This window comes from Paraburkholderia sp. UYCP14C, from assembly GCF_004197395.1.
In the GTDB taxonomy this organism is placed as follows: domain Bacteria; phylum Pseudomonadota; class Gammaproteobacteria; order Burkholderiales; family Burkholderiaceae; genus Paraburkholderia.
The window spans coordinates 1-11,970 of the sequence record NZ_SELS01000114.1 but is presented as its reverse complement, the minus strand read 5'-3'; the positions used below and the strand labels follow the sequence as shown (position 1 = coordinate 11,970).

11 protein-coding genes and 1 pseudogene are annotated in these 11,970 nt (G+C 55.8%); 8 read left to right on the top strand and 4 right to left on the bottom strand.

Annotated features, from left to right (window positions below):
• The 4 genes and pseudogenes from EVC45_RS47320 to EVC45_RS41920 form a co-directional block, all read right to left on the bottom strand.
• Positions 1-102, bottom strand: a pseudogene (locus EVC45_RS47320) (IS6 family transposase); the annotation flags it as partial.
• 262 nt (positions 103-364) lie between these two features.
• Positions 365-607: a zinc ribbon domain-containing protein gene (locus EVC45_RS41930; protein WP_129963974.1), complete on the bottom strand. Its 243-nt coding sequence runs from the start codon at positions 605-607 to the stop codon at positions 365-367.
• Between the two features lie 13 nt (positions 608-620).
• The gene (locus tag EVC45_RS41925; RefSeq protein WP_129963973.1) at positions 621-1,259 is read right to left on the bottom strand and encodes an ankyrin repeat domain-containing protein; all 639 of its coding nucleotides are present in this window, start codon (positions 1,257-1,259) and stop codon (positions 621-623) included.
• Between the two features lie 92 nt (positions 1,260-1,351).
• Entirely contained in the window at positions 1,352-1,960 is a 609-nt protein-coding gene (locus tag EVC45_RS41920; RefSeq protein ID WP_129963972.1) for a hypothetical protein, read from the bottom strand.
• Between the two features lie 447 nt (positions 1,961-2,407).
• On the opposite strand from EVC45_RS41920, the gene nifH reads away from it, so the two are divergent.
• The 8 genes from nifH (at position 2,408) to cyoD (ending at position 11,620) form a co-directional block, all read left to right on the top strand.
• The gene (nifH, locus tag EVC45_RS41915; RefSeq protein ID WP_129963971.1) at positions 2,408-3,289 is read left to right on the top strand and encodes a nitrogenase iron protein; all 882 of its coding nucleotides are present in this window, start codon (positions 2,408-2,410) and stop codon (positions 3,287-3,289) included.
• A 78-nt stretch (positions 3,290-3,367) separates the two neighbouring features.
• A complete protein-coding gene (gene nifD / locus EVC45_RS41910) occupies positions 3,368-4,831 on the top strand; it encodes a nitrogenase molybdenum-iron protein alpha chain (RefSeq protein ID WP_129963970.1) in 1,464 nt (487 codons plus the stop codon).
• Between the two features lie 71 nt (positions 4,832-4,902).
• On the top strand, positions 4,903-6,462 hold the full coding sequence (nifK, locus tag EVC45_RS41905; RefSeq protein ID WP_129963969.1) for a nitrogenase molybdenum-iron protein subunit beta: 1,560 nt from the start codon (positions 4,903-4,905) through the stop codon (positions 6,460-6,462).
• Positions 6,463-6,973: 511 nt separating this feature from the next.
• Positions 6,974-7,612 (top strand): OmpW family protein, encoded by a 639-nt coding sequence (locus EVC45_RS41900; protein WP_129963968.1) that lies wholly within the window; start codon positions 6,974-6,976, stop codon positions 7,610-7,612.
• Positions 7,613-7,770: 158 nt separating this feature from the next.
• Complete coding sequence (gene cyoA, locus EVC45_RS41895; protein WP_129963967.1) at positions 7,771-8,667, top strand: ubiquinol oxidase subunit II; 897 nt, start codon at positions 7,771-7,773, stop codon at positions 8,665-8,667.
• Positions 8,668-8,673: 6 nt separating this feature from the next.
• Positions 8,674-10,683 carry a cytochrome o ubiquinol oxidase subunit I gene (cyoB, locus tag EVC45_RS41890; protein ID WP_129963966.1) on the top strand — a complete coding sequence of 670 codons (2,010 nt, stop codon included), beginning with the start codon at positions 8,674-8,676 and terminating at the stop codon, positions 10,681-10,683.
• Positions 10,683-11,294, top strand: coding sequence for a cytochrome o ubiquinol oxidase subunit III (gene cyoC / locus EVC45_RS41885; RefSeq protein ID WP_129963965.1), 612 nt, complete (start codon positions 10,683-10,685; stop codon positions 11,292-11,294). Before cyoB ends, cyoC begins: the two co-directional genes overlap by 1 nt.
• On the top strand, positions 11,294-11,620 hold the full coding sequence (gene cyoD, locus EVC45_RS41880) for a cytochrome o ubiquinol oxidase subunit IV (RefSeq protein WP_129963964.1): 327 nt from the start codon (positions 11,294-11,296) through the stop codon (positions 11,618-11,620). The genes cyoC and cyoD overlap by 1 nt, the downstream gene beginning before the upstream one ends.
• Positions 11,621-11,970 lie beyond the last annotated feature (350 nt).

Below are 11,970 nucleotides of genomic sequence, written 5' to 3'. Positions count from 1 at the left end.
GCTGGGTTTGTAGCGCAGATACCAGCGCACACAAAGAATGATCACCTCACGGTCAAAATGACGGCCGGCGAATAGCTCGTCCAGACTCTTCAGCTTGTTCATCGCGGCTCCTCAAAATCGGTCAAGGCGACACTCTAACCGATCCTTGAGCGCTATTTGCACCACAACCAGGCAAACTACTATCGGCAACTTGAAACAGCTGCCGCTGAACCCGCATCAACTTAAACCAACCAGCCTCCACGATTCCCGGGGCGGTCCATTCCAGGACGGCGAGCCGGTGCAAGACGATCAACAGGGTCAGCAGAAACTGGCCGCTTGACGTCGCCCGCTATCAATGGCCAATACATCAGACTTGACCTTACCTCTAACTCTCACGCAGGAGTTTGCTACGCTCCGCCGTCGAGTAGTTGCTGAAATGCCCCTCGTGCGCCGCTTGACGCCGGGCTGCCGCGATCATTGCCCTGCTGCGCGCTGGGGCGGACGGCGCACTGACCTGCTTGTCCAGTTCGGTGCTCCGACAGCGGGGGCACGCCACGGGCGAGCCCGTGCGCACGAGAGTTTCGAAACTCAACCTGCAGTTGCGACATAAATAGTCGTAAAGCGGCATGACGAGGTCCAAGTCAGCGGGAAGTTTTATCGGAGTGGGCGGCCTGCGCTCCCCCCGGGCCATAAGGCGATTTGCCGGTTGAGTCCAATCTGGCGCCTCTGAGTTCGTGTACCGCCTGCAGTAGCCGTCGTCCCAAGTCGGCAGCCATGTCGAGTGCATCACGGCCGTCGGGCGCAACGAGACTGTCACTCGCGCCGAGCGCCAGCAACAGCCACATAACCTCGATTCGACCGGTGGCGGCGGCCTGCATCAGACACGTCATATCGTCCGCGTTTACGTGATCAAGAGCTAGTCCTGCACCGACCAATCGAAGGATCGTTCCAGGTGCGTCGCCCAAACACGCATACCACAGCGCATGGTTTCCTTCGTCATCGAGAGCGCTGATCCCTACCCCTGATTCGAGTACGGAGGCGACAATGTGATCTTCGCCGTGCAGCGCCGCCAGCATTAACGGTGTAATGCCGTCAATGCCGCGCGATTGAGTGTCCGGGAAGTCGTGAGCATCGAGCCACTTCGCGACCGCCACGCAAGGAGGCGCATGACAATCTGCGTCGGCGCTCGCGATATCGGTGCGCCTGCAGCTCGGGTTTTCGAGTAAGGCAGTCTCGAGCGACGCTGTTTGGCGTGAAGCGGTCTTGGTGAGCGGTGACATGCTTTCGCTCCTGTGAAGGTGATTGGAGCCGCCGTCACATTCTGGAACGCGAGGCAGCAATTACATGCGGGCGACGTAACTTGAAGCGCTCGTCAGACCGGCCTGTTTTCATTCGGATTGCGAATTGGACCCATCACTTTGAGGCCTTCCGCGTAACTTATCGTGTCAAAGGAAAAGCTAAATTGCATCGCCGCATCGGCGATAGCGTCGAGCTTTCCGGCAGTGTCTTTTGTCTTGAGTTCGCTCTTCTCTAGGTAAAGGAGTTCGAGGATCTCGTTGTAGACTGTCGATTCGAGAATCGGAAGAACATTAAATGTCGCTTCTTTGTACGGTACCTGATAGCGACTGGATAGATCGATGTTGTCACAGAACAGGAAGTATTTGCCCTGGTAAGACAGGGCTTCGCCGAGTACTTCGCCGACGTTCGTCAAGTGTTCAAAACTCAGTAACCAGCCTGCGAAGAATTGGATGTGCGGGTCGCGACCATCCGCGACAGCCAGCACCTGCTCACAAGAGAGCTCGGGCGGGCGGGCTTCGTCGGCGAGGTGAGGCCCAAAGCGTAGTGCGAGCTCGCCGCGAAAGCCGATCCTGTCTGCAGCGTTCGTGAGGCCCTTGAAAACAGGGTTGAGGAGGCGCCCCTCGCGCTCGAGGCGGGCAAATGGGGTCCCACTGAGTGCGGGAGAGACTAGCGTATCGGGCATTATGTAATCCTAATTAAACAAGGTGGTTCGACGGCTTAATCCGGACGCTTGGTTCGCGGCTTTTCAGCGGCCAGCCGCAAACTCGCAACATCCGTACCAATGCGGCATACCGGCTATTACTGCGGTAAGCCGGCTCAAGCGGGCAGCGACACGGTACGTCGATGTCATTTCGCCAAAGCGGCGTGCGGATTGTCAGGAAGACGACGTCGAAATTGTCGGTGTGCGGAATTTGAGAAGTTTGGTGAAGGCCTCGCTGAGCAAGCATTTGGCCGATTCAAGGGGTTCGTGGCATGAACGTTGCAGAGACGTAGGGCGCGGACACACTCCGGCCGATGCGTGACTCTAGAAGAAGACCATACAGACACAGCAGGCTGAGGACTTGGTCGCGGCTTTTCAGTGCTGATTCGCAGCCATGGTTTTACCTTCTAATCTCAATGGAGTCCGACAATGTCTCAACTTCGACAAATCGCCTTCTACGGAAAGGGCGGCATCGGTAAGTCGACCACGTCGCAGAACACGCTTGCGGCGCTTAGCGACCTTGGGCAAAAAATTCTGATCGTAGGGTGCGATCCCAAGGCCGACTCGACACGTCTTATATTGCACGCGAAGGCCCAGGACACCATCCTCTCTCTCGCGGCGGAAGCCGGCTCGGTCGAGGACCTCGAACTCGATGACGTTATGAAGATAGGCTACAAGAATATCCGCTGTGTCGAATCGGGTGGTCCTGAGCCGGGCGTCGGCTGCGCGGGTCGCGGCGTCATCACATCGATCAACTTCCTTGAGGAGAACGGCGCCTACGACGGAGTCGACTACGTGTCATACGATGTGCTCGGCGACGTCGTTTGCGGTGGCTTCGCAATGCCTATTCGCGAGAACAAGGCACAGGAAATTTACATCGTCATGTCCGGAGAAATGATGGCGATGTACGCCGCTAATAATATCTCGAAGGGCATCTTGAAATATGCGCATAGCGGGGGTGTGCGTTTGGGCGGACTTATTTGCAACGAGCGCAAAACCGACAAGGAACTCGAGCTGGCCGAATCGCTCGCAGCGATGCTAGGCACGAAACTGATTCACTTCGTCCCGCGCGACAACATTGTGCAGCACGCGGAACTTCGCCGGATGACCGTGATCGAGTATGCGCCGGACAGCGAGCAGGCTGGGCAGTATCGCGCGCTTGCGGAGAAAGTTCACAACAACGGCGGCAATGGCGTGATCCCGACGCCCATCACGATGGATCAGCTCGAAGACCTACTGATGGAAAAAGGCATTATGGTGCAAGTCGATGAATCCCAGGTCGGCAAGACCGCCGCAGATGTCACCGCCTGACGAGTGCTGGACGACGGTTGCCGTGCGGCGCACGGCTGCCGTTTCCGGCGATGACAGTCTTCACTTATAGGATATTCGATGACCGCGACGGTTGAAGAACGCAAAGCTACCCATAAGGCCTTGATCGACGAAGTGTTGCGAGCTTACCCTGAAAAAATGGCTAAACGGCGGGCCAAGCACTTGGGCTCCTTCGAGCAGGGCAAGCCTGATTGTGGTGTGAAGTCAAACATCAAGTCTTTGCCGGGGGTGATGACGATTCGGGGCTGCGCATATGCGGGCTCGAAGGGCGTCGTCTGGGGGCCGATCAAGGACATGATTCACATCAGTCACGGACCTGTCGGATGCGGACAGTACTCTTGGGGATCCCGCCGCAATTACTACGTCGGGACGACAGGAATCGATACGTTTGTCACGATGCAGCTTACGTCCGACTTTCAAGAGAAGGACATTGTGTTCGGCGGTGACAAGAAACTCGATAAGATGGTCGACGAGATTCAGGAACTGTTTCCGCTGAACAGGGGCATATCCGTCCAAACCGAATGCCCGATAGGCCTCATTGGTGACGACATTGAGGCGGTATCTAAAAGGAAAAGCACCGAATACGGCGGGCACACGATCGTACCGGTGCGCTGTGAGGGCTTTCGAGGCGTATCGCAGTCACTCGGTCATCACCTCGCAAACGATGCGATTCGCGACTGCGTGTTCGACCGCGCCGGTCCGAGACAGCGATCCGCGCTTGAGACCACACCGTACGACGTCGCGATCATCGGCGACTACAACATTGGCGGTGATGCGTGGTCAAGCCGCATTTTGCTCGAGGAAATGGGGCTTCGGGTCATCGCCCAGTGGTCAGGCGATGGCACTCTTGCGGAACTTGAGAATACGCCGCGGTCGAAGCTCAATCTGCTTCATTGCTATCGTTCGATGAACTACATCAGCCGGCACATGGAGGAGACGTATGGCACTCCATGGGTCGAATACAATTTTTTCGGCCCGACAATGATCGAAAAGAGCTTGCGCGAGATTGCCAGCCGATTCGACGACACCATTAAGGCAAATGCCGAGAAGGTGATCACGAAATACCGTCCGTTGATGGACGCAGTCATAGCCAAATATAAGCCGCGGCTTCAGGGGAAAAAAGTGATGCTGTTTGTAGGTGGCCTTCGCCCGCGCCACGTGATAGGCACGTACGAGGATCTTGGGATGGAAGTTGTCGGTACCGGCTACGAGTTTGCTCACAACGACGATTACCAGCGCACAACGCAACACATAAAAGACGGCACTCTGATTTACGACGACGTGACTGGCTACGAATTCGAGAGGTTTGTCGAACATACGCGGCCAGACCTCGTCGGCTCCGGCATCAAGGAAAAATACGTCTTTCAGAAGATGGGCGTCCCGTTCCGCCAGATGCACAGCTGGGATTATTCTGGCCCGTATCATGGCTACGACGGCTTCGCTATCTTCGCGCGGGACATGGACATGGCGATCTCGAGTCCCGTCTGGGGCCTGTCGAAGGCACCGTGGAAAAAGGCGGCGTGAGCGCTGCGGGCTGTTAGCGGTATGGCCGTGCCGACTGCCGGTTGAATAGAACATCAATACAGGAGCGAATCATGCCCCAATCAAGCGACAAAATTCTCGATCACGAACTGTTGTTTCGCGAACCGGAGTATCAGGAGCTCCTTCGCAATAAGAAAGACAACTTCGAGTTCACCCATTCCGACGAGGCGATAAGGCAGGTTGCAGAATGGACAAAGACAGAAGAATATCAACTGAAGAACTTCGCCCGCGAGTCATTGACCATAAATCCAGCCAAGGCGTGTCAGCCCCTTGGTGCCGTGTTCGTGGCGAACGGTTTCCATAAGACACTGCCTTTCGTGCATGGCTCGCAGGGCTGCGTGGCCTATTACCGTTCGCATTTTTCGCGACATTTCAAAGAGCCGACGTCATGCGTAAGTTCGTCCATGACGGAGGACGCGGCCGTGTTCGGTGGTCTGAACAACATGATCGACGGTCTCGCGAATGCGTACAATCTCTACAAGCCCGACATGATCGCCGTATCCACGACCTGCATGGCGGAGGTGATTGGCGACGACCTCGACGCGTTTATCAAGAATAGCAAGCAGAAGGGCAGCGTGCCACAAGATTACGACGTGCCGTTCGCGCATACGCCCGCGTTTGTCGGCAGCCACGTGACCGGCTATGACAATGCGCTCCTGGGCATCCTTAAGTACTTTTGGGATGGCAAGGCGGGCACTACTGCACCACTTTTGCGAGTGCCGGACGAGAGCGTGAACTTTATCGGAGGATTCGACGGCTTCGTGGTCGGAAACATGAAGGAGATTCGGCGTATCTTCGATTTATTTGCCGTAAGCGTGAATATTATTTGCGATCCATCGGGAACATGGAACACGCCGACTGACGGCGAATTTCGGATGTACGAGGGCGGGACTACGAAGGAGGAAGTCGAGCGTGCGCTGAACGCCAAGGCAACGTTCGTCTTTCAGGAGTATTGCTGCGAGAAGACCAGCAAGTTCCTCGCAGATCATGGCCACGAAGTAGTGTCACTTAATGCGCCTGTCGGCGTTTCAGGTACCGATCATTTCCTCATGGAGATTTCGCGCGTGACGGGAAGGCCAATCCCGGCTGAACTTGAAAAGGAGCGTGGGCAACTAGTTGATGCGATGGCAGACAGTCAGGCGAGTCTGCACGGCAAGCGCTACGCGCTCTACGGCGATCCCGATCAGATGCTGGCTTACACGAACTTCCTGCTTGAGTTGGGCGCGGAGCCGGTGCACGTACTCTCGACGAATGGTAACGACGGGTGGGCGAAAAAGGTTAGGGCATTGCTGGACGCGTCGCCATACGGTGAAGGATGCAAGGTCTATCCAAAGCGCGATCTATGGCACTTGCGCTCGCTTCTATTTACAGAACCAGTGGATTTCCTGATCGGCAATACACACGGAAAGTACCTGGAGCGCGACACTCGCACGCCGCTCGTCCGACTCGTGTTTCCGATTTTCGACCGTCACCATTACCACCGCTATCCGACGTGGGGGTATGCGGGAGCATTACGCGTTCTGTTAGCGCTGCTGGATGAATTCTTCGAGGCACTCGATGCAAGCACGATGGACATCTCGAAGACCGATTACAGCTATGACATCATCCGGTGAAGGGCGGAGCCGTTTGGGGCCGGGCTCATTGCTGAGTGGTCGAAGCGGGTAGTTCAGCCCTCCGGAAAGCATGGATATTGGGTCCCCCTAATTGCTCGACATCGCTGGCTTCGTCTGCGCTGCTGTTTCAAATAGCAACTTCAAGACCGAAGTGCGAAGGTAACAATCGACAAATAGGAGGGGCGCGACGATTGCGCCGGCCCTTTCGCGAAGCATCGGCGGTTAGTCGATTAGCAGCCGAAGATCGACTTCTTCACGTTGCATTTCCCATTCATAACGCCGCTTGGTGTTACCGGGAGCTACACGGCAAATCGCAACCCATGATCGGCCGCAAAGCACTGCGGGACGCATTGCGCAATTCGGAGCGCGGGCGGCGAACTGCAAGAATTTGTATGGCCTGCGACGCGGTATCGCACACAGGCACTGCGTAAAACGTCAATTGATTGCGATCAACGCTATCGGCCGCAAATTCGGACACACTGCAGAAGATTGATGGATAAAGGTTTTGAGAATGATAAAGCAACTCCGTAATGTGGCTGCTGCAATAATCCTTATGTCAGCATTTGGAATCCACGCAGCTAACGCCGCTGACAGTGCAGTCGCCGGAAACTACGCAGGTGATTGGTTGGTACGCCTCCGCGCAATAAGCATTGAGCCGCAAGTTCGCAGCACTGACACGCTTTCCGCGCTTAATGTCGGCGTAAGCAACGCGCTGGTGCCAGAGGTCGATTTCACATATATGGTACGCGACAGCATCGGCGTTGAGTTGATTCTTGGCACCTCACGTCATCACCTGACGTCGAATCTCGGGGACCTTGGTGGCGTCAACGTGCTACCGCCGACATTGCTATTGCAATATCGTTTTAATCATTCAGGACGCATTCGACCGTATGTTGGTGCGGGACTCAATTATGCGCTCTTCTATAACAACGGATTGCACGCCGGAGGTGTACCTGTCTCTATAAAGAATCACAGCGTTGGTCCGGCACTGCAGGTTGGGATTGATGTGCAAGTATCAAAGAGTTTATTCGTTAACGCCGACATCAAGAAGATTTGGATGAAGACTGACGCATCGCTTAGCGGCTCGTCAATTGGCACCTTGCATATTGATCCGCTGGTCGTTGGTTTTGGCGTCGGGGTGAAGTTCTAGACGTTGCGGATCTCGAGCGACAGACGGTTCAGTGAACGGCTGGTTTCGCTCGTTGTACTAGTCATCCAGAGATCGGTGATCTTGGGATACATTTGCGCGGCGAGCTTTCGGTGCAAGTATGTCAGGCATTTCAGTGGCTTACTGAGGAGAAGATGGGCATGGCAGACAGGAAAGCTTTTAAAGAGTGGTTAATCCCCATCGGTGGTTGGCTGTCCGTTTCTCTTGCTGGGTGCAGCCCCAACTTTCTCGTTCTGAGTCCCAAGGGTAGCGTGGGCACGGCGGAGAGGTCACTCATCGCCTCGGCCACATGGGCCATGCTGCTGATCGTAGTTCCCGTTATTATCCTGACGCTTGCCTTCGCATGGCGCTACCGCGCGTCGAACCGCAGCGCACGCTACGTCCCGACCTGGGTTCACTCAACGACGATTGAGGTGGTGGTCTGGGCCATACCCGCCGCCATCATTCTGTTCCTCGCCATCCTTACGTGGCGTACCACGCATGAGCTCGACCCTTATAAACCACTAGAATCGGACGTGAAGCCCATCAACGTCGAAGTTGTCGCGCTCGACTGGAGATGGCTCTTTATCTATCCCGATCTCGGCATCGCTACACTGAACGAATTGGCGGTGCCTGTGAGCACGCCGGTCAATTTTCGCATTACGTCGGACTCGGTGATGAACTCATTCTTCATCCCGCAACTTGGCACTCAAGTTTACGCGATGGCCGGCATGCAAACCCGGTTACACCTGATCGCCGTCGAAGCGGGCGACTTCGCGGGCTTCTCGTCGAATTACAGCGGAAAAGGCTTCTCCGACATGAGGTTCCGTACGGTTGCTACGAGCCAGCAGGGCTTCGACGCGTGGGTGGAGACGGTAAAAGCTTCATCGACCCAGCTTACGATGGATCGGTACGCATCGATCACGCAGCCGCAGGCAAACGCACCCGTGCAGTACTTCGCGAAGGTCGACCGGAGGCTTTTCGACAAAATCGTCGGCAAATACAACAACGGCAATGTGACGGATTTCACTGTCCCATCGTGCGTAACCAAAGGGTAATCAGCCATGTTCGGAAAACTCACATTAGACGCGATGCCGTTCGATCAGCCCATCATCATGGGGGCGTCGGTGTTCATGGCGCTTGGTGTCCTCGGCGTGTTCTGGCTGGTCACCTTAGAAGGCAAGTGGAAGTACCTCTGGGTCGAATGGCTCACGAGCGTGGACCACAAGCGCATCGGCGTCATGTACATGATCGTGGCCGTGCTCATGTTGGTGCGCGGCTTTGTCGACGCCGTAATGATGCGCCTTCAACAGGCCGTCGCGTTCAAGTCGCCAGGCTATCTGCCGGCGGATCACTTCGACCAGATCTTCACGGCGCATGGCGTCATCATGATCTTCTTCATGGCGATGGCGCTGATGGTAGGCTTCTTCAATCTCGTCGTGCCATTGCAGATCGGCGCGCGCGACGTGGCGTTTCCGTTCCTGAACTCGCTTTCCTTCTGGTTGACCGCAGTCAGCGCGGTGTTGATCAATCTGTCGCTCGTAGCTGGCGAATTCGCGAAGGTCGGCTGGCTCGCGTATCCGCCGCTTTCCGAGCTGAAATTTAGTCCTGGCGTTGGAGTGGACTACTATATATGGGCGATCCAGCTCTCGGGTGTCGGCACCTTGATGTCGGGCGTGAACTTCTTTGTCACAATCATCAAGATGCGCGCGCCGGGGATGTCGCTCATGAAGATGCCCGTGTTCACATGGACGGCGCTCTGCTCGAATGTTCTCATCATGGCGACGTTTCCCATTCTCACGGTCGCGGTAGCGCTGCTCGGCCTCGATCGTTATATTGGCACGCACTTCTTCACGAACGAACTTGGTGGCAACGCCATGCTGTACTTGAACCTGATTTGGGCGTGGGGCCACCCCGAAGTGTATATTCTGGTGCTGCCCGCTTTCGGCATCTATTCGGAAGTGATGGCTACCTTCTGCAAGAAGCCGCTATTTGGTTACAGGACGATGGTCTACGCATCGTGTGCGATCATGTTACTTTCGTTTCTAGTTTGGGCGCACCACTTCTTTACCATGGGCTCAGGTGCCGACGTCAACGCATTCTTCGGCATCGCCACAATGATTATCGCGATTCCAACTGGCGTCAAGATATTCAATTGGCTATTCACGATGTATCGCGGGCGCGTTCAATTCGCCGCACCCGTGTTGTGGACCATCGGTTTCGTGGTGACGTTCTCTATCGGTGGCATGACCGGCGTGATGATGGCGATTCCGGGCGCGGACTTTGTGCTGCACAATTCGCTTTTCTTGGTCGCTCATTTTCATAACGCCATCATTGGCGGTGTGGTGTTTGGCTATTTAGCTGGCCTGCAGTACTGGTTTCCGAAGGTGTTCGGTGTCAAGCCCGATGACAAATTCAGCAAGGCGTCGTTCTGGTGCTGGTTCGTCGGCTTTTATGTGGCCTTCGTACCTATATATGTGCTCGGCTTCATGGGCGCGACGCGCCGCACAAATCACTATGATGTGGCTGAATGGCAACCATACTTCATCGTTGCGGCGCTCGGCGCGGCGATCATCGCGGTGGCGATCCTGTTACAGGTTCTGCTGTGGGTGATGGCATTCGTGAACCGCAACGATGCCGAATGCAAGGATATGACAGGCGACCCATGGGATGGGCGCACGCTCGAATGGGCAACTTCCTCGCCGCCGGCGGTCTACAACTTCGCTCTCATTCCGCAAGTGGAGGACATTGACGCCTTCGCGTACATGAAAGAAACGGGCCGCGGCCTTGGGCTGGCGTCAAAGTACATGGACATCCATATGCCATCCAATACGTCGGCGGGGTTTTTCACAGGGATGTGCAGCTTGGTGCTGGGTTTCGCGGCCGTATGGCACATCGCGTGGCTCGCGTTGCTAGGTTTCATTGGGATCGTCCTCACGATTATCATCAAGAGCTTCGACAAGAACGACGGATATTACATTCCCGCGCCGATGGTCCGTGAGATCGAAGAACGGCGGTTTGGCACCAGAGTCCCGATGGGCACTAACGATTCAGTCCCCGAGGAGGCTTACTGATGTTACAGAAAACCGTTGGCGCAGATTTTTCAGAAGTCGATTATCAAGATCACCCACAATCGCACTCGGTGTTCGGCTTCTGGGTGTATCTGATGACCGACTGTATGCTGTTCGCCGCGCTATTTGCCACGTTCAGCGTGCTGAGGCACCAGTTCGCCGGTGGCCCTACGGGTCACGATCTCTTCGATCTATCGGGCGTGGCGCTGGGAACCGCTGTGCTGTTGCTTTCTAGTATCACCTATGGTTTCGCGATGTTGGGTGTGCCGCGGGGAAGGGGCGGCATCGTGCTCGGTTGGCTCGTGATCACATTCATTCTTGGCGCGTCGTTCCTCGCGCTCGAACTTCGCGAGTTCTCGCAACTGATCGCGGAAGACGCTGGTCCGCAGCGCAGCGCGTTTCTCTCTGCCTTCTTTACGCTCGTCGCTGCGCACGGAATTCACGTTTTTTTCGGCCTGCTGTGGATGCTCGTACTGATGATCCAAGTGCTGCGGGTGCCTGGACTCGGTGAGCAGGAAGTTCGGCGTCTAACCTGCCTGAGCCTATTTTGGCACTTCCTCGACGTGGTGTGGATCTTCGTGTTTTCTTTCGTCTATCTGGGGAGCGTGCTCTGATGGCTTATGCACGGACTCACGCGGGATCGCATGGCAGCCTCGCCAGATATCTCGCGGGCTTCATTCTTTCGGTATTGCTTACAGCCGGTGCATTCGGTGTCGGGCTGTACGATACCCTCGATGCAACTACGGCCATGATCGCGATCGCTGTACTCGGCTTTGTGCAAGTCGTCGTGCACCTCGTGTGCTTCCTACATCTGACCGCTTCGCCTGGGCAGGGATGGAACCTGCTTCCACTCTGCTACACCATAATAGCCGCCGCGTTCCTGATCCTCGGCACGGTCTGGGTGATGCAGAACGTCGGTATGCTGATGATGTCGCGCTAAGCAGATGCCTCCGGGTTTTCCTTTCCGGCGGAGGGCACGCACTTGCCCCGCGGCCACTTACATGCGGCCTTGGGTGCGCGCGAAGCGCCAATTCCGTTCCACGCAACAGACTTACATTAGGAAAGTGTTCCTCTGCCATGTGATTCGTACACCGATCCGCCTATTTGGTTGATCGCTTGCAGTTTCACCTAAACTAGCGAGCTACGGCGGGTCCGCTTTGAACGGCGGCGAGTGAATTCCGCGGGTTCGTTTTGCTAAGTGCGACGAGTAAACGAATTTCAAAATATGGGGTCTGACAGGCAATGTGATTCTGATGACCTGTCTGCCGATGAAATGTGCCGTTGAACTGA

Coding starts and splice junctions, on each gene's coding strand:
- nifK (WP_129963969.1), top strand. CDS start 4,903: ATGCCCCAATCAAGCGACAAAATTCTCGATCACGAACTGTTGTTTCGC.
- cyoC (WP_129963965.1), top strand. CDS start 10,683: ATGTTACAGAAAACCGTTGGCGCAGATTTTTCAGAAGTCGATTATCAA.
- EVC45_RS41925 (WP_129963973.1), bottom strand. CDS start 1,259: ATGTCACCGCTCACCAAGACCGCTTCACGCCAAACAGCGTCGCTCGAG.
- nifD (WP_129963970.1), top strand. CDS start 3,368: ATGACCGCGACGGTTGAAGAACGCAAAGCTACCCATAAGGCCTTGATC.
- EVC45_RS41930 (WP_129963974.1), bottom strand. CDS start 607: ATGCCGCTTTACGACTATTTATGTCGCAACTGCAGGTTGAGTTTCGAA.
- cyoA (WP_129963967.1), top strand. CDS start 7,771: ATGGCAGACAGGAAAGCTTTTAAAGAGTGGTTAATCCCCATCGGTGGT.
- cyoD (WP_129963964.1), top strand. CDS start 11,294: ATGGCTTATGCACGGACTCACGCGGGATCGCATGGCAGCCTCGCCAGA.
- EVC45_RS41920 (WP_129963972.1), bottom strand. CDS start 1,960: ATGCCCGATACGCTAGTCTCTCCCGCACTCAGTGGGACCCCATTTGCC.
- EVC45_RS41900 (WP_129963968.1), top strand. CDS start 6,974: ATGATAAAGCAACTCCGTAATGTGGCTGCTGCAATAATCCTTATGTCA.
- nifH (WP_129963971.1), top strand. CDS start 2,408: ATGTCTCAACTTCGACAAATCGCCTTCTACGGAAAGGGCGGCATCGGT.
- cyoB (WP_129963966.1), top strand. CDS start 8,674: ATGTTCGGAAAACTCACATTAGACGCGATGCCGTTCGATCAGCCCATC.